Raw genomic sequence first — 24,550 nt, 5'->3', positions numbered from 1 at the left:
GGACATTCTGAAAGTTTTGAGTTATATGGAAAACAGTATTCTTCCTCTGCTAAACTTAGCCAAACTCTTGTTCAATAACTCGCCAACTCGCAGCAATGACTCCTGGTTCTAAACTTAATCGACTAATGATTTGCTCTAAAAGCTGATCGTCGCGGTTTTGAGTGAGCATTTCCGCTTCTACTTCAACGCGATCCGCCGCATCTTCTAAATCCTCACTACGCAATGAACGTAGCTTCATCGTGCTAGTACTGAGAGCTTGCAGCAACAATGCTCGTACGTGAGCTTCATCTTTGCTTCGGCACATTAAGGAACATTGATAGCACAGTTCTATCTCGCTTCCTTGTAGGGGTTCCTGGTTGATGCGATAGCCCAATGGACGTAGGAGAATGTTAGCAATTAAAACTGCAATCGAGCCAATCACTGCTTGAGTTATAAACCCTGCTCCTGCCAGCGAACCAATCGCCGCTGCACACCAAATTGTTGCTGCTGTATTCAATCCTCGAACGCTCAAACCTTCGCGTAAGATAACGCCACCTGCTAAAAAACCAATCCCAGACACAACTTGAGCTGCAATGCGCGTAGGGCTGGCTTCTCCAGGAATCAGAACAGAAAGCATCACAAATAAGGCTGCGCCGGTCGCCACCAAGGTATTAGTACGTAATCCTGCCATGCGCTGTCGCCACTGTCGTTCTAAACCAATTGCTGAACCTAAGAAAAAGGCAACTGCTAGGCGAACTGCAAAATCTGTCCACTCCATCATCTTTGCTTACATTGGTTAACGTCATTAGAGCTATGCATGTGAGTTGTCGTCTTCATCCTCAATTCCTCTTCTAAACTGAAAAGATTTGCAGGATGAGAACATGTCAGCTTGCGCGTAGGTAATCTATATCGTATTCGCATTCCACCTTCGCTTATAGGGAAGACTTGCAATTGCCACAGCACTTTGTTTCGCTCAGAAGTTTCAACCGCAGAGATTTTACCACTTGTTCCTCAAGCGCAGGTTATGTCGGCTAGTCAATACCTACAAGCCAGCCTACTAGAGTAAAGTAGATCCAAAGTCCAGTGAAGTCTTTGATTGTTGTTATAAACGGATCTGCTCCTGGTGCATGATCGAAGCCAAGTTTCAGCATGATCCAAGGTAAGATTGCACCAAGTACTGCGCCCAGCGCGATTACACAAAATAGCGAAATTGCCACAGCCGTTCCGAGTTGTGGAATACCATTTGGTAAACCTTGCCAGAAGTAGGCGATAATGCCTGCTACTAATCCCAAGATCGCACCCATTGATGCGCCAATTTGTAATTCGCGTAGCAGATAAGGCAAAAAACGATTGACATTAATGTGATTCCATGCTATTCCACGTGCAAACACGGTCGTAGATTGAGTTCCGACATTTCCTCCCATATCCATTACTAAAGGAATAAAAACTGCAGCTGCACTCACGGCTTCTAGTACTTCTTCAAAGCGTTCAATAACTCCACCGACTAGCATTCCACCAATCAAAGTGATAATTAAGAACAGAATTCGCAACTGAATTGCATACCAAGAAGAACCGCGGATCAGACGCTCGCTCCATACTTTGTCGCGACGCAATAAATTGCCTACTCCACCTTGGGCAAGTGCTGCATCTGTGGCTTCTTCTTCCACTAAATCAATAACATCATCAAAGGTGATATCACCGATGAGCCGTCCTTCGTTATCTACAACAGGAATTGCGGGTAGATCGTTGTCTTTGAGCAATTGCACGGCTTGTAAATCGCGATCGCTAGCTCTAATAGCAATATTGGTTCCTTCGAGCAAGTGACTGATAGTCTCTTCGGGAGAGGATTTGACTAACCGCACTGTACGAACAAAGCCACGATAGTAGCGATCGGCATCAACCACGAAGACGAGTGTCAGTTCATTGTCGTGTAATTCTGATTGGCGAACGATCGCTAGCAGTGATTGCACGGTAACACTGTCGCGGACAGCAAGATAGCGCAAGCTCATTAAGCGTCCAGCACTTCGTTCTGGATACCCTAGCAGTAAATTTACCCCTTCACGCGCCTGTGGACTGAGATTGGCAAGCAGACGTTTAGTAATCTTTGCCGGAAGTTCCTCAAACAACCGCACGCGATCGCCAGGATCTAATGCTTCTAGCAGACTCATCACTTCTGGAGTTTCCATCGCGCGAATTAGATCGGCTTGTTGTTCCGGACGAAGATATTCAAAAACAGCGATCGCTTTTTGTTTTTCCAATAGTCGAAAAGCGAGTACGCGCTTGTGCGGCTTAATTTCCATTATCGATTGCACTAATTCAGCTGCAGGTAGACGGTTGGCTTCTTTTTTGGCAGCTTCTAGGGCAAAAGGTTGTAATAAAAATTCGTTCAAAATATTGTGACGCATATTTATCTCCCTTTTTCTGCATGACTGATACCACTGAACTAAAATGTTTCAGTCGTCTTTTTAGCAGGATGTGTCTGAGAAACCTACTCAATTAACAGGTAGTTTCTCAGTTAGAGATATTGAAAATTAGATTTTTGCAGAACAGTCTTATGCAATCGCTAGCGCGATTTTTGCATATTTTTGCTCTGCGGATATTTAGATTAATTATTAGCTTTGAGTAATTTCATTAATGTGCTGTAATCTGTTTAGGGTTTACCTCCTTTCCCCGCAGCCGCCGCGTTTACTGGCGACCAGAGATGAACCCCTACTCTCTCGACCGTCCAGCAACTGCAGCAATAACTTTAGCTGGGACTACGTTTACCGAAATAAATTCTTGGAGTGTAGTGATACTACTACTACCAGGAACTTCCATCTTTTAATCTCCACAGATGATGAGGAAAAAGAAACAAGCTACAAATTTGTACTTTTAATTTGTAACTTGCTATTATTTCTAGGTTAAATGCAAAAAAATGGCGTGTCAACCTAAAAGATTTTTTAAACGCGTTAGCTGTAAAGTTATTCGTGACTTTCAATAACAAGCTAAGTCACGCTTAAAGCAAAGATAACTTTGGGTAATTCTTATTAGATAATCTTCCATGTTTTATCTAAAAAAATAACAAAAGTATATCTTACTACCCAATTGACTGAATTTGATGTAAGGTGAGCAATGCCCGTATGACGATAGCAAGACGCAAAATGAACAAGTTGAGCTACAGGAAATCACTCCTGTTATGGAACTGTTAACGATTCTTCTAGCAGGCTTGCTAGGATTGCTTTCACCGGTTGGCGGTGTTGTAGAACGCATTGCAGAAAACACTATTCGCTCTCAGTTCGCCCAAGTAGAAACACTGCGAGTCCGCGTTGATAATGTTCCAACGCATCAGTTGCTACAAGGTAAGATACAGCGCGTGCGAATTGCTGGGCGTGCGCTACAGCTAAAACAAAACATTCGTCTTGCTGTTTTAGAAGTAGAAACAGACGCAGTTGATTTTGATACCGCAAGTTTCAGTAGTAGACTTCAACTTCAGCAGCCATTGCAAGCAGGAATACGCTTGGTTTTAACCGAGCAAGATGTTAACCAGGCGCTACAATCTAACGCGATCGCTCGTCGATTACTGAATATCACAATTGGTGAACTTGGTAGAGGTACGCAACAGGTACAACAACTCAATTTCTCGCAGCCTCGGATACAATTCTTAGCAAATAATCGCATCCGTTTTCAGGTGGAACTGACACAAGATGACGTTGAACCATTGAGAATTACAGTAGAGTCAGGATTAGGTGTCGTTTCTGAAAGACAAATTCAGCTAATTTTACCTGTCGTTTTGGTTAACGAAGAGAAAGTCCCCGAGCAAGTTGTCAGTGCGATCGCCACAAATTTTTCGCAGCAGTTCGATTTGCGCAGTTTACAAAGTGCCGGAATTCAAGCCAGAATTTTACAATTGAATGTAAGTCCGCAAAAATTAGAAATTGCGGCTTTTATCCGCGTGGAAACATCTTCGCGCATATTGAAACAGCTATAGCCTGAATACAGTCACAGTGTTCATCTTCGATCCACTTTAATTTGAATTGTTTGCTGTTCTCCTGACACCACGACTAACCTTATTCTTTTGGAGGGTTTTTCCCATGACACAACAAAGAGCTAAACGCGTTCCTGCTGGTGTAATTGCTGGCATAGTAGCAGGTGTTCTAGTGGCAGGTGGTGCTGGCACTTGGTGGGCGTTTCGTTCGGCACAAATTCCCAACTCACAGCAGGCAATTACAACGCCTAGTTCACCATCAACGAATCCATCAATTCAGCCAGGGATTAATCAAACCGCACAAGTTTATTGGTTAAGAGATACTGGGACGAGTATCGAAGTCGTACCCACCTCGTTTACAGTCAATTCGGATCAGCCGAATGTTGTTTTGCAAACTGCGTTTGAGCAACTCTTAGCTGGACCGACAAACGATGCTGTTAGTAGCACGATTCCTCCAGGAACCAAACTACGCAGCGTTAGAGTTCAAAACGATGGAGTTCATGTTGATTTATCTTCAGAGTTCACGAGTGGCGGCGGTAGCGCTTCGATGAGCGGTCGTTTAGCACAAGTCGTTTATACAGCAACAACTCTCGATCCCAATGCCCAAGTGTGGATTGATGTCGAAGGTCAAAAACTAGAATATCTAGGTGGAGAAGGCATCGAGCTAAATCAACCTCTCACCAGACAAAGTTTCGATGAGAATTTTCAACTCTAAGTCGCGAGCGATATGAATGCTCGCGATCGGATAGTTGTTAAGGGTCATTAGTAGTTGGTTGTCATGTATTAGTCGTTAGCGAACAACTCGCTGCATCACAGTTAACTACTAATCACTCGTACCACTGGCAAAAATAGTTGCGATCAATAATTAATAGGCGATCGCTACTCATTTACTGATGATTGCTATTCAACACCCGAAAAGAATTCGCTTGTTGTTGAATGCGGTTGGCAAGGCGATTATATACTACGTTACACAATTCAAAGATCGTATCATCCTCTATGCGGTAATATGCCGAAGTTCCACAACTGCGGCGACTGAGAATTCCCGCTTGCCACATGATTTTTAGATGTTTAGAAACATTTGCTTGACTAGTTTGTGTTGCCTCTACCAATTCTTGCACGCATTTTTCACCATCGCTGAGCAAATGTAGTAGGCGCAGCCGCATCGGTTCGCCAAGAAGGCTAAAGTAATCAGCTACTTGTTGCACAACTTCTGGCGGCACAGGCTTCGCTGACTTCATCAAATTTAATCTAGAAGAACTGCTAAATTTTAGCAATAATTCCTCGATTGCAACAGCGTACAAGATCAATCTGGGCTGAGAAGCATCAATGTTTGTCCGTATTCAACAGGTTCGCCATTTTGGACGAGAATTTCTACGACTCGTCCAGAAACTTCAGCTTCAATTTCATTCATTAGCTTCATCGCCTCAATAATACAGACTATCTGACCGCTTCTGACGCGATCGCCCACGTCCACAAATGCAGGTTCGCCAGGAGCAGGAGCGCGGTAAAATGTTCCTACCATTGGAGAAATCACCTCCAGTAGTTTCTGGTCTTTAGGTGATGTAGGAGCTTGCCCAGCACTAAATCCACTCGTCGGCACGTCAGTTTTGCGCGCCACGTCTGATTGATTATCTGATGCAGCTACAGTTGTAGGTGTAGCGGCTGCAGGCGATTCTATACCTATTATTCCTCCTGCTGGCGAACCCGAACCAGAAAGCGGTGCATTACTGATGCCAACGGCTTTACGTATTGTTAATTCAAACTCGTCACTTTTGAGCGTAAGTTCCGCAATATCAGTTTGAGCAATAGTGGCTATAAGTTGCCGAAGTTCATTAAAATCAAGTGGCACAGTTTGTCTGACCCCATTTATTAGCTATTGGCTACGCGTGATGCGCAATGCGCTTGGCGCGTCTATTCTCGACCTAGATAGGTATCGTTACGCGTATCGATCCGGATACGTTCGCCTTGTGAAATAAATAAAGGCACCATCACAGTTGCGCCGGTTTCGACAATAGCAGGTTTCGTGCCACCTGTCGCGGTATCTCCACGCACTCCTGGATCGGTTTGGACAATTTCTAGCACAACAGAATTCGGCAATTCGACTTCAAGAACTTGATCGCCCCAACGAACGACATTGACTTCCATCCCATCTTTAAGATATTTAACGCGATCGCCTATTTGGTTAGCATTCAGCCTGCTTTCTTCATAGGTTTCCATATCCATAAAGACGAATTCGTCACCGTCCTTATAGGTATGCTGCATCGTCCTTTTCTCTAAATTAGCTTGGGGTACAGTTTCCCCTGCACGAAACGTTCGCTCGACAACGCTGCCACTTTGAACATTTTTTAGCTTAGTTCGAACAAATGCGGAACCTTTTCCTGGTTTGACGTGGAGAAACTCTACAACTCGCCATACGGAACCATCTAAGACTATCGTGACGCCAGGTCGAAAATCATTACTGGAAATCATGAAACAATATAGTGCAAGACAATCGGCATCTCATTGTACCTCTACAGCGTAGTGCTATAGAAGGGGTCGAAGCAGAAAAGGCGGAGGGAGCAGAGGAGCAAAGATACAGAGGAAGAAGAACATTGTCTATCTAACTCAAAACTCATGACTATTCACTAGCCACGCATCACTCACCCCTGATCGCGTCGTTTTTTAAATTTTGAACTAGGAAGTGAACGGCACTGTGGCAAGATTATGAATGAGTCGATACCTCGTCAATTGCAACTGTCAGGCAGACAAGCAATGGGTGAAGGGCAAACACAAATCCCAGGTAGCCCACTTGCCTAACGTTATATTCATGCCGCATCTGAGCTATCTCATGACAAATTTGAACTACTGGTGGAAAAAAAGCACCATACTACTGCTGCTAATCGCGATGTTTTTTGGTACAAGCGTTGCTGGGTGGACTCCTGCTAGCAATGCAGCGTTACCAGCTGGAAATGCGATCACTGATGGCAAAGCGCTATTACGCTACTCGTTGCCGATCGATAATCAAGCTGTGCGGGATCTACAAGCTAACTTAGAAGATATTGCTACCCAACTGCGGGCAAATCGGCGTTGGGGTGCGATTTCTAAAGATATTTCTCAAGCTTCTCGCGTCCTCAACTCGCGTCACGATGAACTGCTCAAAAGCATTCCTGACGAGCAAAAACCACAAGCAGAATCTCTGATCGATGAATTACAAGCTAGTATTAACGACTTGCGACAAGCAGCTGATTCGAAAGATAAGGAGCAACTTTGGATAGGACGAGCTAAAGCTCTGAATTTAGTCAGTACGCTTGAAGAGTTAATGGTACAAGAGTTTCCCTACGAGGTTCCCGCTGAGTACAGTAACTTACCACAACTCAAAGGTCGTGCCACTGTAGAAATGGAAACGAACAAGGGTAATCTGACGGTTGTTGTAGACGGCTATAGCGCTCCAGTTACTGCGGGTAATTTCGTCGATTTAGTCCAGCGAGGTTTTTATGATGGTTTAGAGTTTATTCGCGCCGAGGATTCTTATGTTCTCCAAACCGGAGATCCACCAGGACCAGAACAAGGATTTATCGACCCAAAAACAGGAAAATACCGCAGCATTCCTCTGGAAATTCTTGTGAAAGGCGATCCAGTTCCTACGTATGGCATCACCTTAGAGCAAGCGGGTCGCTATCGCGAAGAACCAGTTTTACCCTTTTCTGCCTATGGCGCTGTTGCCATGGCACGCCCAGAGTTTGATAACAATGGCGGTTCCTCACAATTTTTCTTCTTTTTGTTTGAACCTGAGCTGACTCCAGCTGGGCGCAATCTGTTAGATGGTCGCTATGCAGTGTTTGGCTATCTGATCGAAGGCAAAGAAGTGTTAGAACAACTCAAAGAAGGAGATAAAATTATCTCTGCCAAAGTTGTTCGCGGTGCAGAAAATTTAGTACAACCGCAATAAAACATAGGGAAACAAAGAGTAGAGGAAAAAATACTAAATGAATTCCATTCACCAACTACTAACCTCGCGCTCTTTGTCCCTACCCTAATCTCTAGCCCCTGACCTCTGACCTTTGGTGAATGCGTTTAGCAAATAAGATTGAAGCAATTTTATATCTTAAGGGTCAGCCACTCTCGATCGCGCAATTAGCTGAGTATGCCGGCTGCGATCGCCATACCGTTGAGGAAGGACTGATGGAACTCATCGATGACTATGCGCACCGCGACAGCGCTTTAGAGGTCGTCGAAACTAGCTCAGGTACCTACAGCTTACAACTGCGGTCGAGTTTTCAAGAACTCGTGCAAACACTGATTCCGGTCGAACTTGGTGTAGGAGCTTTGCGCACTTTGGCAGCGATCGCGCTGCGTCAGCCAATCGCTCAAACAGAACTCGTCAACTTGCGGGGATCAGGAGCTTATCAACACGTTCAGGAACTTGTAAAACTAGGTTTTGTGCGCAAGCGCCGGTCTGGAGACGGTCGCTCTTTTTTACTCGACGTTACCGATAAGTTTTACCAATATTTTCAACTCGAACAACTACCGCACGTGCTAAGCGTTGATAACGCCCAAGAAGCACCTCCGCCAGAAAAATCAACAAATGAGTGACTTTTGTCGATATATTCGTAATACTGCTGTATGGCGAGAACCACTCTTAGGCAAGAAGTGCTATCTATTACAATGAGTTACATTAGATATCAGCACTGCTAAACAGAACTGCCCATGGTCTTCGATCCTGATTTTTTCAGCGATGACTCTCACCAAGAGTCGCAAACGAATCCCCTATTAAACTATTTGCAACGTCAATCACCAGAGATTTTAGCGCACGTTGCTCGCTCGGTTAGTCCAGAAATAAAAGAAATCATTTCTCAGAATGTCCAAGGGTTAGTTGGTATGCTGCCTTCTGAGAATTTTAACGTGAAAATTTCTACAGACCGGGATAACTTAGCCGGATTGCTTGCCTCTGCAATGATGACAGGGTATTTTCTGCGTCAGATGGAACAGCGCATGCATCTTGACGACTTGGCGGATTCTGTGTCTTTGCCGCGCGATTCGAGTGGGGGACAATGAGCAAAAATTGCAGAAGTGGAAACTTCTAGCCAAGCTCGTCTACAGGAAAAGCTTCTGGCACTACTCGAACAGTTTCAATTTTGCCATTGCGGTTCACTTCTAAATTCAATACCGTTCCTACATCACTAGCTTCAACGCGCTCTTGAACTTCAGATGCTTTGCGAATCTGTCTACCATCAATCTTTTGAATGATATCACCTTCGCGTAGACCAGCACGATACGAGGGAGATTTTCTAATGACGCGCACGATCAATACACCCTGTTCTTGCTGTATCTTGAGATTCGTTTCCTGATTAACTTCTTCTTTAGTAGCTGGGGTGAGGTCGATCATTTGAATCCCCAAAAAAGGATGTTCAACTCGTCCTCGCGTAAATAGTTTATTGGCAATTCTGGCAGCAGTATCAATCGGAATCGCAAAACCTAGTCCTTGTGCATCTGACCGAATTGCAGTATTAACACCAATCACCTCACCCTCAGCGTTCAACAACGGACCACCTGAGTTGCCAGGATTGATGGCAGCATCTGTTTGAATAAAGTTAACGCGCTTATCAGGAACTCCTACTTGCGCGCTAGAGCGGTCTGTCGCGCTAATAATTCCAACAGTTACAGTATTATCTAAACCTAGCGGATTACCGATCGCGATCGCCCATTGTCCTGGAGATAAGTTGCGCGAGTTACCTAGCTTGACTGTGGGTAGATTATTCGCTTTAATCTTGACAACAGCAACATCTGTCACGTTATCCACGCCGACAACTTTACCCTCAAAACTCCGACCATCTTTGAGCGTGACTTGTACAGTATCCGTTTCGGCAACAACGTGAGCATTGGTTAGGACACGACCATCTTGGCTGAGAATAAAACCTGAACCTGTACCGCGTTCGATGCGTTCTTCTGGAATTTCTCGCTCTGAACCAAAGAATCTGCGTAGTAGAGGATTATTAAAAGCTTCTGGAAGGCGGTTAGCAACCCTGCGCGTTGCGTTAATACGTACAACTGCAGGTCCTACTTTTTCTACTGCTGAGGCGATAAAGTTGCGGTCATCGATGCGGCTTGTGCTATTTGTGGTCTCCGGAATCACAAGTCCAGATACAGGTGGTACCATGACTGGTACTGTCGTCAATTCTTCTAGCGAATGCTGACTTGAGAAGTAGCGACTACTCCACCACCCAGCCCCACCTCCGATCGCAAGCAAAACCACCGCTGCCGTCAAATTTTTGAACGATAAACTCATACTCCTTCCGCCTATACACAGCAAGTAGATGCTAACTTTTAAGTTTAGTCAAGAAATCAAGCCCTGAGATCGATCTTTCCGCTTTTGGCAGTACGCAAAAAGATAATGGATACTTAGTAGAGATCTCATTCGCTGTACCGGTATGATAACTTTAAGCTACTCAACACTTTTAACGGTACTACCTCTAGGCTTATTACTTCTCACTACTGCAGCCAATTCTGCACCGAGTAACAATGTTTCAACAGCAACTAGCAGCTGTCCTCCACCTGCGTTATCGCGGCTCACTCGCCACAAAGTAGCGCCAGGCGAAACCATAGAGGCGATCGCCCAAAAATATAATCTTATTTCTGCCACGCTTATCGGTTTTAATCCCACATTGCGCACAGGACAACTCACTGTCGGTAGTGAAATTGTCATTCCGCCGTTCAATGGAATTCGGGTGGAAGTGCCACCTAATCAATCTTGGCAGCAAATTGCTACCAAATACAAAGTCCGCGCTGATGTTTTATTTGAAGCAAATGGCTGTCAACCTGTATCGCAATTTGTCTTCGTTCCTGGCGTCAATTGGTCACCAGAAGCCCCTAGTACAAGTGCCAGTAGTTTACTTACAGGATATCCATTACCAACAAAAGCACCGGTAGCGATGGGTTACGGTTGGCAAATCAACCCTAATACCGGTCAAGTTGTCTTTCATAGCGGGGTGGATTTACTAGCGCCTGTAGGAACTAACGTACAAGCTGTTGCTGCTGGAACTATCGCTTTTGCTGGCGAACAAGGAAGTTATGGCAATCTCGTTGTTGTCAACCACGCAGAAGGACGCCAAACTCGCTACGCCCATCTACAAAAAGTTAGTGTAACTACGGGACAAATTGTAGAACAAGGACAAGTGCTGGGAACTGTAGGTACAACCGGAGAACGTACATCGGCTGAACCTCATTTGCACTTTGAAGTTCGCTATAACTCCTCGCTTGGCTGGGTTGCTGAAGAACCTACGTTGTGACTCAGTTAGCTGTAAATCATTTCTGTGGGTTTTGTAAAAAAATATAACTGTATACTGTTATAGGACTGTTTCTTGCTGCAATGTCGTAATTATGAAAAGTATTGTTTTGCTTGCTTAAAATTCGTTGACCAAACGAAAATTAATTTCTTGCTCAAAAAATGAGAAGGTTCTCATAATATTCCTTGAGAAAACTGCTAGACTCTAGCTGAAGAACTGGGTACAGTTAGATTATCTTGGCTAAGAAATAAGTGCGTGCGAGGGTAGTCGGGTAAACACAAATGAGCAATTTGGTATGAAAATAGCCTTCGTTGTCTTAGGCTTTCCTGAATTATCGCAAACATTTATTCTTAATCAAATTACTGGATTAATTGAACGCGGTCATTCAGTTGATATTTATGCCTTCCAAGAATCAGAAGTCAAAGCTTCTAAAGTGCATCCAGATGTTGAAAAATATCAATTGTTAGCAAGAACGTATTACTACTCTATTCCCGATTTACCTAAAAATCTTTTATGGCGGTACCTCAAAGCGTCTAGTTTGCTAGCAACAAAGCTGAATAAAAGTCCTGGAATTTGGTTGAGAACGCTGAATGTTTTTCAACATGGCAAGCGGGCTATCTCCTTGCGACCCTTATACAGAGTTATTCCACTGTTAGGTAAACCACGCCAGTATGATATTGTTCATTGCCAGTTTGGTCCGTGTGGCATCGAAGCTATGATCCTGCGAAAGTTTGGGTTAATGCAGGGAAAATTAGTAGTTTCCTTTCGGGGTTTTGATATCAGTGAATTTATTCAGCAATATGGCAATGGCGTATACGATCAACTATTTAATGTAGGTGATTTCTTTTTGACCAATTGCGAGTATTTTCGACAGCGCCTTTTGAAGTTAGGTTGTCCAGAAGATAAAGTCATGGTACATCGCTCAGGCTTAGACTGCGAGCGATTTATTTTTAACCCTCCTAAGATAGATATTGCTAATAAAATTCAAATTGTAACAAATGGACGTCTTGTTGAAAAAAAAGGTATAGAATATGCAATCAGAGCGATCGCCGAATTAATTAAATCAAAGCCGAATATTGAGTATAAAATAATCGGTGATGGACCGCTAAAGCAACAATTGCAACAGTTGATTACAGATTTGGGTGTCAGCGATCGAGTTAAGTTGCTCGGCTGGAAAGATCAAGAAGAAATTATTGAAATTCTTAAAAAATCGCATATATTTGTCGCACCGAGTGTAACTGCTAAAAATGGCGATCAAGATGCTCCAGTAAATGTATTAAAAGAAGCAATGGCAATCGGGATACCTGTCATTTCTACGTATCACGGAGGAATTCCTGAGCTAATAGAGGACAATGTCTCAGGATTTTTAGTACCAGAGCGCGATGCTGGTGCGATCGCCCAGAAGATAACCTATCTTTTGGATAATCCCCAAATTTGGGATTCAGTGACACGCGCGGCTCGCGCACAAGTAGAAGCAGGTTACGATCTTCAGAAACTCAATAATGAACTAGTAGAAATCTATCAACAATTACTAACACAAGGTTTTGTGCGTAGAAGTTCTCTAAAGACAAGTAATGTAGCGAATAATACAGAAGTTAAGACTTAGCTGAGTACAACTTGCGATCGCTACTAACCTTTACAAATATATACAATTATCTGCAACGACAAACAAAGAAGGGAGTTTTTAGCAATGTCAGAACCACAAGTTACAATCGTTGTCTCACCGCGCGAACGTTTCAGCTGTACGCAAGCGTCGTTAGAAAGTATTTACGAAAACACGCAGATCCCCTTCAAGTTGGTATATGTTGATGGTGGTTCGCCAGCAAAAATTAAACGTTATTTAGAAGAACAAGCCCAGGAAAAGCAATTTCAACTGATTCGCACCGAACACTATCTCTCTCCTAATAAAGCTAGAAACTTGGGATTAGCGCAGGTTAACACTGAATATGTAGTTTTTATCGATAACGATGTCGTCGTTACGCCGGGTTGGCTGCAACAACTCGTAAAGTGTGCAGAAGAAACCAACGCAACCATCGTAAGTCCGCTTATTTGCCAAGGCGAACCAGTGCATGAAGAAGTTCACTGCGCGGGCGGAGAGTCGGGAGTCAAAATCGAAACCAAAGGCGATCGCACGCGCCGCCGGATTATTGAAAAAATCTACAAGCAAGGGCGCAAAGTGGCTGATGTGCGTCCGCAACTGCAAAGACAACAAACCGGACTTGCTGAGTTTCATTGCATGATGGTACGAACAGCGATCTTTGAAAAAGTAGGAATGCTCGATGAAGCGCTGTTAAATACAAAAGAACACGTAGACTTCTGCATGACTGTCATGGAAGCAGGCGGAAATGTTTACCTCGAACCGGATTCGCTCGTGACCTATGTACCAGGACCTCCCCTAGAATTAACAGACATACCCTTCTATATGCTGCGGTGGAGCGATGCATGGGAACTAGCAAGTTTACATCGTTTGCGCGATAAATGGAACCTTACCGAGGATGAGTACTTCAAAAATCGGTACAACGGTTTAGGCTGGCGCAGAAAAATGACAATCATTAAACCCTTCAGCCAAAAGATCAGCAAGATGGTTCTCAAGCGCCCAAGTAAAAAAGTAGAAGAGCTGCTCGTGAATATCGATAAGACGCTCAACAAATATCTTACCGATCGCTATGCCCGCAAACAGCCTCTAGTAGAACAAAGTCAAACACCCCAACTTCTGCAACAAAAGACCCCAACAACAGTTTAAAGGTGCGTCAGAGGACAGATCTTGAAAAATTCCAGCCTGCGGCGAATACCACCTGAAATCGTTTATACGCCCCATAGTAAACTGCGACATCCAATTCGGTTGTTCAAGCAAATGGGACGCGATTTACTAGCTTCGCGGGAATTAGCTTGGCGGCTGATGGTACGCAATATCACTGCACAGTACCGTCAGTCTTTTCTTGGCATTGCTTGGGCTTTTTTACCGCCAATCGTCATGGCAGCAGGATTTACACTAGCAAATGACGCTAACGTCATCAATGTAGGCGTAACAGACCTACCTTATCCTGCGTACGTCATGTTCAGCACAGCATTGTGGCAAACATTTGTGGAAGCCTTGAACGGTCCTGTGCAAGCAGTAACAGTCGCAAAGCCAATGCTAGCAAGAGTCAATTTTCCTCGCGAGGCAATTATATTAGCAAAAGTGGGAGAAGTTTTCTTTAACTTTAGTATCAAACTCTTGCTGCTCGTTGCTTTGTTTTTCTGGTTTCAGATTGCAGTTGGATGGACAGTACTGTTAGCAGTTGTCGGACTCATTCATTTAGTTATGTTGGGCACATTCTTCGGTCTATTGCTAGCACCACTCGGCGCTTTGTATCAAGATGTTTCCAAAGGAATAACGATGATTACAGGGTTTTGGCTGTTTCTGACGCCAGTTGTGTTTCCCGTGCCTAGTCAAGGAACTTTTGGGCTGCTAGTCAATCTTAATCCTGTTACTCCTATATTAGTAACAACACGCGAGTTAGCAACTACAGGAGTAGTTTCCGATCCTCATGGATTTTGGGTGGCAAGTCTTTTTGCTTTTGTGGGATTATTGCTAGCATGGATAACATTCCGCGTATCTATGCCTTTTGTGATTGAAAGGATAAGCTCTTAATGACAACTGAATTGAGCGATAGAGAAATTGCAATTCAGCCTGAGGATAGCGAAGTAGCGATCAGCGTAGAGCAGATCTCTAAAAAGTTTTGTCGCAACTTGAGACGATCTTTACTCTATGGCGTTCAGGATATCACAACAGAGTTATTAGGAAGAAAAAGAACAAGTACCAGATTGCGATCGCAAGAATTTTGGGCATTAAAAGACGTAAGTTTTCAGCTGCGACGCGGAGAAGCTTTAGGCTTAGTCGGCTCAAACGGTGCAGGAAAAAGTACGCTGTTACGAATTATTAGCGGCTTAATTAACCCTGATACAGGCTCAGTCAAAATTCGAGGCAGATTAGCACCATTAATTGCTTTAGGTGCTGGCTTCAACCCAATTTTGACAGGACGAGAAAATATCTATGCCAATATGTCAATTCTGGGTTTATCCACAAAAGAAATTAAAGCAAAATTCGATGAAGTTGTAGACTTTGCCGAAATTTGGGACGCCATTGATGCTCCCGTCCAAAATTATAGCTCTGGTATGGCTGCACGGCTAGGTTTTGCTTGCGCCGTTCACACAGATCCCGATATCTTACTCATCGATGAAGTGCTAGCAGTCGGCGATATTAAGTTTAAAATGAAATGTCACCGCAAGCTCGCAAAATTACGCGAGAACGGAACTGCTTTTGTCTTAGTTTCGCACAACTCGCATAGCATTCTCAATATTTGTAATACTGCAATCTATTTAGCCAAAGGTCAATTAATAACCTCAGGAGAAACCGAAGCAGTTGTACGCAAATATGAAGAAGACCTGTGTCTTAGTGGTATGGAAAAGGCAACAGGACCACTGATTTTGCCTAAAAAATCTCCTGAAGAAAGTTTTGGGTTAGATATTACCTCAGTTTGTTTTAAAGATGAGCAAGGAAATATCTTAGATACTCCCATGTCCGGAGAACCTACAAGTCTATGCGTAGAATGCTTCGCTCACAAGTACATCGATAACGCCAATGTTGGCGTTCTAGTAACATCTTTATCAGGCGAAAACGATCGCGTCTTATATCTCACTTCTGCTAGTGACAACGAGATTTTAACAATTGCTCCAGGTGCAACAGAGATACAAATACAAATGCCGTATTGTTGTTTGATACCTGGCGTGTATAATGCAAAAATTTACATTAGAAGCGGTGTATGTTCGTTTGATATTGTTGAATCTTTTCGATTTACCGTTCAAGCCGACAAGACTATCAGTAGGTGTTTATTTTATCAACCTCGAACTTGGAAGGTCATAAATAAGTAGATAGTAGCAACTGCAACAATGCACAATCCGCTAGTTAGTATTATTATTCCTACGTACAACAGACCTGACTTGTTACCACGCGCTGTCAAAAGTGCCTTAGCGCAAACGGTAGAAGATTTTGAGGTGATTGTTGTCGATGATGCTTCGCCGCAGCCTGTGACATTACCAGAACACCCGCGATTACGAATTCTTCGTCAAACAGTCAATCAAGGCGGAGCCGCAGCCCGCAATGCTGGTATTAAAGCTGCTCGCGGACAATGGATTACTTTTGTTGATGACGACGACGAAATGCTACCGCACCTTGTTGCTGTCTCACTTGCAGCGGTTGAAAAAACAGATTTGCCAAAACCTGTAGGAGTAATATCTGGTATCGAAGTTTTCAATGCAGATGGTAAAATTACGGGTACCCGCCTACCGCCGACTTTGGTTAAAGGAAAGCATTTTTGCTTAGAACCAATCGCTCCAGGACAATCATTTTTCACTAAACAGACATTAGTTGTAGAGCGCGAGATACTTCTCAAAATTGGCGGATTTGACGAATCATTTTCCTCGCGCGTTCATACTGAATTATTTTTAAGGCTTAATCAAGTTTGTTCGCTACTTGGTTTACCCATAGTTACTTATAGACTATTTTCTCACTCAGGTCCGCGCGTTTCAAAGAATCCCTCACTACGTCAGAAAAACTTTCATCGCTTAATTCAAAAACACGAATCGCTATTTAAAGCTCACCCTAAAATGTTTGCACGATTTGTCTACGAACACGCTCTAAATTCTTATGAAGTAGGTCAAAATTTAGCCGCAATTTCTCACGTGTTGTGGGCGATGCGAATTCATCCTCGTTCCACGCTTTCTAGGCTCGCTAGACAATTTCATAAATAGTTTAATTACTATAAATTAACTAGCGTTGACAGAATTATTGAGAAACCATTAATGTTATTAATCATACGCAACGTCTTTGCTGTACCCTGATATCTTAGAAAGCCTTCGTTTCCGACTTCCTACTATTTCCTCCAGATAATTCGGTTACAAAATTTTATGCGGGAAAAGCTACTGTATGAAGATGCCGCCTACCCATTAGATCTGAAGTCAGATTCTGGCTGTCCGCCCTTTTCACTCATTCTTCCGGTATATAACGAAGAAGATGGGATTATAGCAACGCTCGATCATCTACAGCAGACACTTCAGTTCACCGATTGCATCTACGAGATTATCGCTGTTAATGACGGTTCTACAGATAATACAAGCCGGATTTTACTTACGCGTAGCGATATCACTGTAATTCATCATCGCCGCAATCGGGGATACGGCGCAGCGCTCAAGACAGGAATTCGACACGCCAAGTATCCATTAATTGTCATCACCGATGCTGATGGTACGTATCCTAACGAACGAATTCCAGAATTAGTTAGGTTAGCAACTCAAGCCGATATGGTTGTAGGCGCGAGAATTGGTGCAAACGTTCGCTATTCGCGCATTCGCAGAATTCCAAAATGGTTTTTAGTTCACTTTGCCCAGTGGATAACGAGACATCGCATTCCAGATCTTAATAGTGGACTGCGGGTGTTTCGCAAGAGTATTGCAGAAAAGTATTTAAATATTCTCCCCAACACGTTCAGCTTTACAACCACAATTACGGTGGCGATGCTGACAAATAACTACATCGTCCACTTTGAGCCAATCGATTTTCATCATCGAGTAGGTAAAAGCAAAATTAAACCGATTCGCGACACGTTGCGTTTTATTCAATTGATTTTGCGAACGGGAGTATATTTTGCTCCTTTACGCGTGTTTTTGCCGATCGCAAGCGTGTTCTTTGCTGGCTTTTTCATTACGTTATGTGAGGATCTCTTTATTCGCCACGATCTAACAGAGAGAACGTTAATTCTCTTTGTGACTGCTACTCAGATGATGATGTTCGCGCTGCTAGCTGACATGCTCGACAAACGCACATAACACCTGCCATGTTAAATAAATATTTACGGCAATTTTGCACCGTTCCTGTGGCTAAAACGTTGAATCGTCAGGTTGTGTTCTGGTTTAGCCTCAGTATGACGTTTGCGCTGATTTATGGAATTTTAGGACTACAGCAAGCGTTTAGCAGTGAATATGTCGTGCAAGATGACGCACGACAGCACGTCTTTTGGATGCAGCGGTTTTTCGACCCTGAATTGTTTCCTAACGATTTTCTTGCCGATTATTTTCAATCAGTTGCGCCACAAGCATACACTGCGCTCTATCAAATCATGGCAAGTATCGGCGTTAATCCGCTGTTTTTGAGTAAAGTTTTGCCAATCGTGCTAGGGCTAATTACTACTGGATACTGTTTTGGTGTGGCTTTAGAAATACTTCCTGTACCCGCAGCAGGATTTATCGCTTCATTGCTGCTGAATCAAAGCCTCTGGCTTAAAGAAGACTTAGGATCGGCAACAGCAAGAGCTTTTTTGTATCCATTATTTTTAGCATTTTTATATTACTTTCTACGACGCGCCTGGCTGCCAACGCTCGTGGCGATCGCACTGCAAGGTTTATTCTATCCGCAAACCTTACTTATCTCAGCTGGAGTCTTAATTTTACAGTTAGTCCGCTGGGAGCGATCGCGTCCGCGTTTATCTCGAAATCGCAACGATTATCTATTTTGTGCAGCAGGCTTAGTCGTTGCTTTTTTGGTGATGCTACCCTACGTGCTTGAGTCGTCGCCGTTTGGTCCTACGATTAGTGAAGCGCAAGCAAGAGCCTTACCTGAGTTTTTACCTGGAGGGCGCACGCAATTTTTTGCAAGTGGGCTTTGGAGATATTGGATTTGTGGTAGACGTAGCGGTTTTTTACCCGATGAATGGTGTCAACCCTCTTGGAGAGCATCAATACAGCCGTTTTTGCTGTCGCCACCAATTTGGTTAGGTTTTTTATTGCCGATTTTATTACTATTTCCCCAGCGATTTCCTTTAGTCAAGTACGTCAAGCAATCGCGAGTTTTACTTGACATTGCGATCGTCTCATTTTTTATGTTTTTTGCGGCGCACGCGGTATTGTTCAAGCTTTATCTGCCTAGCCGCTACACGCAACATAGCTTGCGAATTGTCTTAGCGATCGCTACAGGAATAGCACTGATCTTAATTTTAGATGCACTGTTGCGCTGGGCAGAACAACCGACGCGTAAATTTTTCGTCTTCGGTGTAACTGCATTAGTAGGCGCAGCCCTGATCTTATATCCTAGTTTTTTGCGATTGACTGGACAAGAGTTTCCTAGCCCTGGTTATGTGACGGGTACTGTACCAGAACTCTATGCGTTTTTCAGGCAGCAACCCAAAGATATTGTAATTGCATCGCTGACAGAAGAAACGGATAATTTACCCACCTTTTCGCAGCGGTCAGTCCTAGCAAGTCGGGAACTTGCCATTCCTTATCATGTAGGATACCAGCGTGAATTTAGCCAGCGGGCAACAGATTTAGTGCGCGCGCAGTACAGCTTAGATTTAGCTACTGTAAAAAACGTCATTCAGAAATATGGTATAGACTTCTGGTTATTAGATCGCGCCGCGTTTTCACCAGAATATTTAGCGCGCCATCGGTGGTTGAGTCAAAGACAGTTTCAGCCTGATATTCAAACTATTAGAGCTAAACTCGCACAAGGTTCAGTTCCAGCTTTAGCGACTTTTATCGATCGCTGTTCGGTATTTGAGTCTCAAGGATTAGTTGTTATGCAAGCCGAATGTATTGCTTCAGCAAAGTAAACATTATTTTAAACACATTCGATTTTAATCAACTGCTATGCTCATAACGCGCGCGCACAAATTTCTTACGGCTCCAACGACTAAAACTTCCAGCCGTCAATTCATATTTTGGTTGACTTTGAGCATAACGTTGGCATTACTGTTCAGTTTGCTAGCGCTTAATGAAGCTTTTAGCAGTAACTATGTTGTGCAAGATGACGCCCGACAACACGTTGTCTGGATGCGGCGATTTTTAGACTCGTCGTTTCCCAATGATTTTATTGCAGACTACTATTTATCTGTAGCACCACCAGGATATACAGCTTTTTACAGAGCTTTTGCAATTGCAGGCATCGATCCAGTCGTTGTCAGTAAGATTGTACCAGTTGTGCTGGGTTTGATATCTACGGTATACGGCTTTGGAGTTAGCATGCAGATATTGCCCGTACCCACCGCAGGATTTATGACAACACTAATACTCAATCAAAACCTGTGGTTGAAGGATGACTTAGCGACTGGTACAGCAAGAGCTTTTGCGTATCCTTTATTTTTAGCATTTTTGTACTATTTACTGCGGCGATCGCTCCTGCCTTGTCTAGCTACTGTGCTTCTCATCGGACTATTTTACCCCTCGTTTATCCTGATTGTCGCTGGTATCTTGTTTGTACGAATCCTGAGTTGGGACGGAAAGTTAAGTTTATCGCGACGCAAAAATTATCTATTCTGTGCTATCGGCTTAGGCTTAGCTGTATTGGTGATGTTACCTTATGTCTTAACTCCTTCTGAATTTGGGCAGACATATACGCTCGCACAAGCGCAAGCAATGCCAGAATTTTCAGCTGATGGGCGCACCAGCTTTTTTATTCCAAATCGAAGAGAGTTTTGGCTGTTTGCCGGTCGTAGTGGTTTTTTCCCTAGCGAGTGGCGAGGCTTACCCTACAACTATTTTCCATTGCTGCTTTGTGTTGGTTTACTGTTGCCATTGATGTGGCGATACAATGTTCGCTTTCCCCTTGTGAAGCAGATTACCAGCGCTGTCATTATCTTGCCGCAAATAGCTTTAGTCTCTGTAAGCTTATTTTTAGCCGCACACCTTTTGCTGTTTAAGCTTTATTTACCTAGTCGCTACACGCAGCCGAGTTTAAGGATGCTAACGGCGATCGCTGCTGGAATTGCGCTGACTGTATTATTAGATGCTGCATTTCGTGTCAAGCTACGCGCGCAGCAAAGTATTTTAGGAAAAAGCATTGTAGCCGTCTCGCTAGCAGCACTTCTAGGAGTTTTGCTTGCATTTTACACAACATTTAGCGTACGACAGATAGCAGCTGTTGCTGCGGGAGTTTTTTTACTACTACTCATAGACGCGATTTGGTTAGCACGAAGCAACACAACGAGTAAACAAAGCTTTGCCACAATTTTCCTTGCCGCAATTTTAGCAATAGGTTTAATTTCATACCCAGCGCTTTTATTGAGCAAAGACTTTAACTTTCCAGCTACTGGTTATCAAGTTGGCAAGTTTCCTGAATTGTATGCGTTCTTTGCCCAGCAGCCAAAAGATATCACGATCGCCTCGCTAGAACGCGAAGCAAGTAATCTACCAGCGTTTTCCCATCGCTCTGTACTAGTCGCAAGGGAATTTGCGATTCCCTACCATACAGGGTACTACAACGAGTTACGGCAGCGGCTGCTTGACTTAATTGATGCTCAATACAGCCCCGATCGCGAGCAGTTGTCAAGCTTTATTCAAAAATATAGTGTAGATTTTTTTGTGGTAGATCGCGATCGCCTACTCACGCCTTATTTACCGAGCGATCGCGGTGCGCGGGAAGTTAATAATAATCTTTGGATTAACCAGTATCAACCCGCCGCAGCAATGGCAGAAACAAGGTTCAAGCAAGGAATAGTACCTGCTATGGCAAAACTTGCGGATCGCTGTTCGGTTTTTGAAACTCAAGGTTTAAGAGTCATACAAGCAGAGTGCCTCACAAAAGCTCCTTGAACTGATATGTTATCCTAATTTCATCCATTACCCACTCTTTTGCACTATAAAGTGCAGGCTAACAACCAAAGTCTGACGAATCAGACTGAATCAGCCTTTCAGCCCACTTTGAATGGGCTTGAGCTATCAGCCTGGGAATTGATTCCCAAGCGGGCTGAGAGTAGTGCTGAGAGTAGTGCAAGTTCTCAGTTAAACCTACATTCGTTGCAAAACTTGAGAAATTGCTTGTGAAGAAACTCGATCGGTTACTTTCACAACACCAATTTGGGTTGGCAATACAAATCGAACTTTACCCGCTTTAACTTTTTTATCAGTTTGCAACGCATCCACGATCGCGTCGCGATCGATTCCTATTGGTAACTTTGTCGGTAACCCTGTTTTTTGGATCAATGCCAACTGACGATCTTGCGATTCTTGGTCCCACAAACCCAGATTAACAGCTAGTTGTCCAGCCGCGACCATCCCAATGGCGACAGCTTCACCGTGATTGACAACACGATAGCCTGTTAAGCTTTCGACTGCATGACCGATAGTGTGTCCGTAATTAAGAATCGCGCGCAATCCAGCTTCTTTTTCATCTTTGCTCACGACATCGGCTTTAGCTTGACACGATCGCACCAAAATTTCTTGTAACAAGTTTTCACTTAACGAGTGAAATTGATCCGAGCGATCGCACTTTTCTAACTGCGTAAATAATTCGGCATCCCAAATCACGCCATATTTTATCACTTCCGCCATACCTGCCCGAAATTCCCGTTCTGGAAGTGTTTGCAATACTTGCGGATCGATAAGTACTAACTTAGGTTGATGAAACGCACCAATAAGATTTTTACCTTGGGGATGATTAACTCCAGTCTTCCCACCAATCGCCGCATCAACCATTGCTAACAGCGTCGTAGGTACTTGCACAAAATTGATACCGCGCAGCCACGTAGCCGCCGCAAAACCTGTCATATCACCAATCACACCACCACCCAAAGCAACCATCGTTGAAGAGCGTTCTAGGCGGTTCTCTAGGGCTATATTATAAAGTTGCTCTACTGAAGCGAGTGTTTTGTATTGTTCGCCGTCGGGTAGGTTGTAACTACTCACATCAAATCCGGCATTTTCTAAAGACGCGATCGCGCGATCGCCGTAATGCTGAGATACCGTATGGTTGGAAACCAACAAAACTTTTTTACCTAACGATAGATGCGACATCAATTCCCCTAGCTTGGCGATTCCGCCAGGCGCGATCGCAATATCATAAGCTTGTTGCGGTAAATTTAGCCGAATTGTCTGCATTGTCAAAACCTGTTGTGTCAGCACTCAGATGTGATGCACTGTTATTCTATATGTGAATATGTGATTTAATATTTTTAAATCTTTGTCATAAATTACTTAAACGAAAACTATGTTAGGAGTTGTCGCTTACGTTGTCATCCTTGGTGGATTCTTTGCGCTGGCAGTTGGTTTACTGTTTGGTTTACGCGCCGTTAAATTACTTTAAAAGCGCGTGTCGAAAGATGCTACGTGAATTTTGTTCTCGCGTTTCAACGCGATATTTGTGACGGTGAACTGTAGCTAACGTTCTTCTATGGTTTGAAAGTGGCGTTCGCTTGACTCGCACCTCATCTCAGGAAGACAACACTGATTGAAGAAATTGTTTACGTAGCATCTTCATTACAACACATATAGCCTTGGATCAAAGACTCACCTTTGGCACTGACTTGAGTAAGGCACCAACGAAAATCACATCGAATGGTTTCGTCTTCAAGACAGTGCATATGAATTCATTTTCCTCGCTCAGGATAGCATCATTCGCAGCCAAGTATTCCCAATTGAGGTTATTACTCTGCGGCAACAAACAGGGCGTTAGGGGTTAATGATAAGTTGGTAAATTGACGCGATCGCACTGGCTCCTCTCCAGAAAACATCCCTAGTTCGGTAAACGTATTTCCATCTAATGCTAGCACCAGCACTGTTTGCGCTTGCGGGTTGACAATCCAATACTCTGAGATTCCCAAATCCTCGTACTGTATTCGTTTGGCTACATAATCGCGGTGCCACTGGAGTTCCCCAGGGCTTACTACCTCAATTACCAGCAAAGGTGGAGGCATTGTCAGCCGAATTGTATTGCGTTGGGCTAACAGCGACACGTGCTCTTCTCTAATAATTGTAAGGTCAGGGTAGCGATTTCTAGGTTCGCCACGCACCTCCAGTTCCAGTCCATGTCCGCGCACTCTATCCGTTCCTAAAAGCAAGGCAAACGCCAAAAATAGGCGATTGGCAATTTGCACATTAATACCAGACTCTGGAGGCACTTCGATAAGTTCTCCATTAAATAGTTCGTAAAGCCGCTCTGTGCCATCGTCGTAAGCTAAATATTCGTCGAAGCTTTGGAATCGGGGTTTGAGTTGTTGAATCATAGCTTTGACCGAATAGGGTGGATGCGTTGGATGGTGGTAGCTAATTTAACCTTAACTCAGCCTGATGAAGATCCAAGGCGTTGACCAAGAGGTAATACAAGCAAGCAATAAGCGCGATCGCTAAAAGGTCATTCTTTTATAGCTCTGACCTCTGAATCCTGCTATAGTTATCCAACTGCTAGAATTTCATCAACTGTGAGTTGTAACGCTGGGAAAAAACTGCGACTGAAGGCGATCGCTTTTTGTATAAGTTCGGAATTGATCCTCGTGTTATTGAACACCTGAACTTGAAAGGCCGCAACCATATAGCATCA

24 protein-coding genes are annotated in these 24,550 nt (G+C 43.7%); 15 read left to right on the top strand and 9 right to left on the bottom strand.

The annotated features are described in order from the left end of the window. Positions 1-55 precede the first annotated feature (55 nt). Both B1A85_RS06710 and mgtE read right to left on the bottom strand, forming a co-directional pair. A complete protein-coding gene (locus tag B1A85_RS06710) occupies positions 56-757 on the bottom strand; it encodes an MgtC/SapB family protein (RefSeq protein ID WP_104546089.1) in 702 nt (233 codons plus the stop codon). Positions 758-1,010: 253 nt separating this feature from the next. Next, positions 1,011-2,384, bottom strand: coding sequence for a magnesium transporter (mgtE, locus tag B1A85_RS06705; RefSeq protein ID WP_104546088.1), 1,374 nt, complete (start codon positions 2,382-2,384; stop codon positions 1,011-1,013). A 770-nt stretch (positions 2,385-3,154) separates the two neighbouring features. Between mgtE and B1A85_RS06700 the strand changes: the two genes are divergently transcribed. Both B1A85_RS06700 and B1A85_RS06695 read left to right on the top strand, forming a co-directional pair. Beyond that, entirely contained in the window at positions 3,155-3,946 is a 792-nt protein-coding gene (locus B1A85_RS06700; protein WP_104546087.1) for a DUF2993 domain-containing protein, read from the top strand. Positions 3,947-4,049: 103 nt separating this feature from the next. Then, a complete protein-coding gene (locus B1A85_RS06695; RefSeq protein ID WP_104546086.1) occupies positions 4,050-4,658 on the top strand; it encodes a GerMN domain-containing protein in 609 nt (202 codons plus the stop codon). Positions 4,659-4,830: 172 nt separating this feature from the next. Here the strand turns inward: B1A85_RS06695 and B1A85_RS06690 are convergent, their stop codons facing one another. From B1A85_RS06690 to efp, 3 genes are all read right to left on the bottom strand, one after another. Next, the gene (locus tag B1A85_RS06690; protein WP_104546323.1) at positions 4,831-5,181 is read right to left on the bottom strand and encodes a helix-turn-helix transcriptional regulator; all 351 of its coding nucleotides are present in this window, start codon (positions 5,179-5,181) and stop codon (positions 4,831-4,833) included. A 65-nt stretch (positions 5,182-5,246) separates the two neighbouring features. After that, a complete protein-coding gene (gene accB / locus B1A85_RS06685) occupies positions 5,247-5,792 on the bottom strand; it encodes an acetyl-CoA carboxylase biotin carboxyl carrier protein (RefSeq protein ID WP_104546085.1) in 546 nt (181 codons plus the stop codon). 62 nt (positions 5,793-5,854) lie between these two features. Beyond that, positions 5,855-6,412, bottom strand: a complete 558-nt coding sequence (gene efp / locus B1A85_RS06680) for an elongation factor P (RefSeq protein ID WP_104546084.1) — start codon at positions 6,410-6,412, stop codon at positions 5,855-5,857. A 358-nt stretch (positions 6,413-6,770) separates the two neighbouring features. Here efp and B1A85_RS06675 point away from each other — a divergent pair, with 358 nt between their 5' ends. From B1A85_RS06675 to B1A85_RS06665, 3 genes are all read left to right on the top strand, one after another. Then, positions 6,771-7,871, top strand: coding sequence for a peptidylprolyl isomerase (locus tag B1A85_RS06675; RefSeq protein ID WP_210404209.1), 1,101 nt, complete (start codon positions 6,771-6,773; stop codon positions 7,869-7,871). 119 nt (positions 7,872-7,990) lie between these two features. Next, positions 7,991-8,515 carry an SMC-Scp complex subunit ScpB gene (gene scpB, locus B1A85_RS06670; RefSeq protein WP_104546082.1) on the top strand — a complete coding sequence of 175 codons (525 nt, stop codon included), beginning with the start codon at positions 7,991-7,993 and terminating at the stop codon, positions 8,513-8,515. A 114-nt stretch (positions 8,516-8,629) separates the two neighbouring features. Beyond that, positions 8,630-8,977 carry a DUF760 domain-containing protein gene (locus tag B1A85_RS06665; RefSeq protein ID WP_104546081.1) on the top strand — a complete coding sequence of 116 codons (348 nt, stop codon included), beginning with the start codon at positions 8,630-8,632 and terminating at the stop codon, positions 8,975-8,977. A gap of 25 nt (positions 8,978-9,002) precedes the next feature. Here the strand turns inward: B1A85_RS06665 and B1A85_RS06660 are convergent, their stop codons facing one another. Then, the gene (locus B1A85_RS06660; RefSeq protein WP_104546080.1) at positions 9,003-10,208 is read right to left on the bottom strand and encodes an HhoA/HhoB/HtrA family serine endopeptidase; all 1,206 of its coding nucleotides are present in this window, start codon (positions 10,206-10,208) and stop codon (positions 9,003-9,005) included. A gap of 142 nt (positions 10,209-10,350) precedes the next feature. Between B1A85_RS06660 and B1A85_RS06655 the strand changes: the two genes are divergently transcribed. The 9 genes from B1A85_RS06655 to B1A85_RS06615 all read left to right on the top strand — a co-directional run bounded on the left by B1A85_RS06655 (position 10,351) and on the right by B1A85_RS06615 (position 21,828). Continuing rightward, a complete protein-coding gene (locus B1A85_RS06655; RefSeq protein WP_104546079.1) occupies positions 10,351-11,208 on the top strand; it encodes a M23 family metallopeptidase in 858 nt (285 codons plus the stop codon). 292 nt (positions 11,209-11,500) lie between these two features. Then, a complete protein-coding gene (locus B1A85_RS06650; protein ID WP_104546078.1) occupies positions 11,501-12,811 on the top strand; it encodes a glycosyltransferase in 1,311 nt (436 codons plus the stop codon). A gap of 84 nt (positions 12,812-12,895) precedes the next feature. Further along, positions 12,896-13,948: a glycosyltransferase family 2 protein gene (locus B1A85_RS06645; RefSeq protein ID WP_104546077.1), complete on the top strand. Its 1,053-nt coding sequence runs from the start codon at positions 12,896-12,898 to the stop codon at positions 13,946-13,948. A gap of 45 nt (positions 13,949-13,993) precedes the next feature. Next, positions 13,994-14,839 (top strand): ABC transporter permease, encoded by an 846-nt coding sequence (locus B1A85_RS06640; protein ID WP_210404281.1) that lies wholly within the window; start codon positions 13,994-13,996, stop codon positions 14,837-14,839. Beyond that, a complete protein-coding gene (locus tag B1A85_RS06635) occupies positions 14,839-16,119 on the top strand; it encodes an ABC transporter ATP-binding protein (RefSeq protein WP_104546075.1) in 1,281 nt (426 codons plus the stop codon). Before B1A85_RS06640 ends, B1A85_RS06635 begins: the two co-directional genes overlap by 1 nt. Before the next feature lie 18 nt (positions 16,120-16,137). After that, positions 16,138-16,998 (top strand): glycosyltransferase family 2 protein, encoded by an 861-nt coding sequence (locus B1A85_RS06630; RefSeq protein WP_104546074.1) that lies wholly within the window; start codon positions 16,138-16,140, stop codon positions 16,996-16,998. 156 nt (positions 16,999-17,154) lie between these two features. Next, positions 17,155-18,072: a glycosyltransferase family 2 protein gene (locus B1A85_RS06625; protein WP_104546073.1), complete on the top strand. Its 918-nt coding sequence runs from the start codon at positions 17,155-17,157 to the stop codon at positions 18,070-18,072. A gap of 8 nt (positions 18,073-18,080) precedes the next feature. Next, entirely contained in the window at positions 18,081-19,850 is a 1,770-nt protein-coding gene (locus B1A85_RS06620; protein WP_104546072.1) for a hypothetical protein, read from the top strand. A gap of 37 nt (positions 19,851-19,887) precedes the next feature. Further along, the gene (locus B1A85_RS06615; protein WP_104546071.1) at positions 19,888-21,828 is read left to right on the top strand and encodes a hypothetical protein; all 1,941 of its coding nucleotides are present in this window, start codon (positions 19,888-19,890) and stop codon (positions 21,826-21,828) included. A gap of 195 nt (positions 21,829-22,023) precedes the next feature. On the opposite strand, the gene aroB is transcribed toward B1A85_RS06615, so the two are convergent. Further along, positions 22,024-23,112 (bottom strand): 3-dehydroquinate synthase, encoded by a 1,089-nt coding sequence (gene aroB / locus B1A85_RS06610; protein WP_104546070.1) that lies wholly within the window; start codon positions 23,110-23,112, stop codon positions 22,024-22,026. A gap of 109 nt (positions 23,113-23,221) precedes the next feature. On the opposite strand from aroB, the gene B1A85_RS06605 reads away from it, so the two are divergent. Further along, positions 23,222-23,317 (top strand): cytochrome b6-f complex subunit PetL, encoded by a 96-nt coding sequence (locus B1A85_RS06605; RefSeq protein ID WP_104546069.1) that lies wholly within the window; start codon positions 23,222-23,224, stop codon positions 23,315-23,317. A gap of 340 nt (positions 23,318-23,657) precedes the next feature. Here the strand turns inward: B1A85_RS06605 and B1A85_RS06600 are convergent, their stop codons facing one another. Further along, positions 23,658-24,233, bottom strand: coding sequence for a Uma2 family endonuclease (locus B1A85_RS06600; RefSeq protein ID WP_104546322.1), 576 nt, complete (start codon positions 24,231-24,233; stop codon positions 23,658-23,660). A 170-nt stretch (positions 24,234-24,403) separates the two neighbouring features. Further along, entirely contained in the window at positions 24,404-24,541 is a 138-nt protein-coding gene (locus tag B1A85_RS23850) for a hypothetical protein (protein ID WP_168192352.1), read from the bottom strand. Between the last annotated feature and the right edge of the window lie 9 nt (positions 24,542-24,550).

It is taken from the genome of Chroococcidiopsis sp. TS-821 (assembly GCF_002939305.1).
Taxonomy (GTDB): domain Bacteria; phylum Cyanobacteriota; class Cyanobacteriia; order Cyanobacteriales; family Chroococcidiopsidaceae; genus Chroogloeocystis.
Note: the sequence above shows the minus strand (reverse complement) of the source record. Positions and strands in the feature narration are given on the sequence as shown.

Coding starts and splice junctions, on each gene's coding strand:
- B1A85_RS06630 (WP_104546074.1), top strand. CDS start 16,138: ATGCACAATCCGCTAGTTAGTATTATTATTCCTACGTACAACAGACCT.
- B1A85_RS06700 (WP_104546087.1), top strand. CDS start 3,155: ATGGAACTGTTAACGATTCTTCTAGCAGGCTTGCTAGGATTGCTTTCA.
- scpB (WP_104546082.1), top strand. CDS start 7,991: ATGCGTTTAGCAAATAAGATTGAAGCAATTTTATATCTTAAGGGTCAG.
- B1A85_RS06635 (WP_104546075.1), top strand. CDS start 14,839: ATGACAACTGAATTGAGCGATAGAGAAATTGCAATTCAGCCTGAGGAT.
- B1A85_RS06710 (WP_104546089.1), bottom strand. CDS start 757: ATGGAGTGGACAGATTTTGCAGTTCGCCTAGCAGTTGCCTTTTTCTTA.
- B1A85_RS06665 (WP_104546081.1), top strand. CDS start 8,630: ATGGTCTTCGATCCTGATTTTTTCAGCGATGACTCTCACCAAGAGTCG.
- B1A85_RS06695 (WP_104546086.1), top strand. CDS start 4,050: ATGACACAACAAAGAGCTAAACGCGTTCCTGCTGGTGTAATTGCTGGC.
- B1A85_RS06615 (WP_104546071.1), top strand. CDS start 19,888: ATGCTCATAACGCGCGCGCACAAATTTCTTACGGCTCCAACGACTAAA.
- B1A85_RS06660 (WP_104546080.1), bottom strand. CDS start 10,208: ATGAGTTTATCGTTCAAAAATTTGACGGCAGCGGTGGTTTTGCTTGCG.
- B1A85_RS06650 (WP_104546078.1), top strand. CDS start 11,501: ATGAAAATAGCCTTCGTTGTCTTAGGCTTTCCTGAATTATCGCAAACA.
- mgtE (WP_104546088.1), bottom strand. CDS start 2,384: ATGCGTCACAATATTTTGAACGAATTTTTATTACAACCTTTTGCCCTA.
- B1A85_RS06645 (WP_104546077.1), top strand. CDS start 12,896: ATGTCAGAACCACAAGTTACAATCGTTGTCTCACCGCGCGAACGTTTC.
- B1A85_RS06675 (WP_210404209.1), top strand. CDS start 6,771: ATGACAAATTTGAACTACTGGTGGAAAAAAAGCACCATACTACTGCTG.
- B1A85_RS06620 (WP_104546072.1), top strand. CDS start 18,081: ATGTTAAATAAATATTTACGGCAATTTTGCACCGTTCCTGTGGCTAAA.
- efp (WP_104546084.1), bottom strand. CDS start 6,412: ATGATTTCCAGTAATGATTTTCGACCTGGCGTCACGATAGTCTTAGAT.
- B1A85_RS06655 (WP_104546079.1), top strand. CDS start 10,351: ATGATAACTTTAAGCTACTCAACACTTTTAACGGTACTACCTCTAGGC.
- aroB (WP_104546070.1), bottom strand. CDS start 23,112: ATGCAGACAATTCGGCTAAATTTACCGCAACAAGCTTATGATATTGCG.
- B1A85_RS06605 (WP_104546069.1), top strand. CDS start 23,222: ATGTTAGGAGTTGTCGCTTACGTTGTCATCCTTGGTGGATTCTTTGCG.
- B1A85_RS06625 (WP_104546073.1), top strand. CDS start 17,155: ATGCGGGAAAAGCTACTGTATGAAGATGCCGCCTACCCATTAGATCTG.
- B1A85_RS23850 (WP_168192352.1), bottom strand. CDS start 24,541: ATGGTTGCGGCCTTTCAAGTTCAGGTGTTCAATAACACGAGGATCAAT.
- B1A85_RS06690 (WP_104546323.1), bottom strand. CDS start 5,181: ATGAAGTCAGCGAAGCCTGTGCCGCCAGAAGTTGTGCAACAAGTAGCT.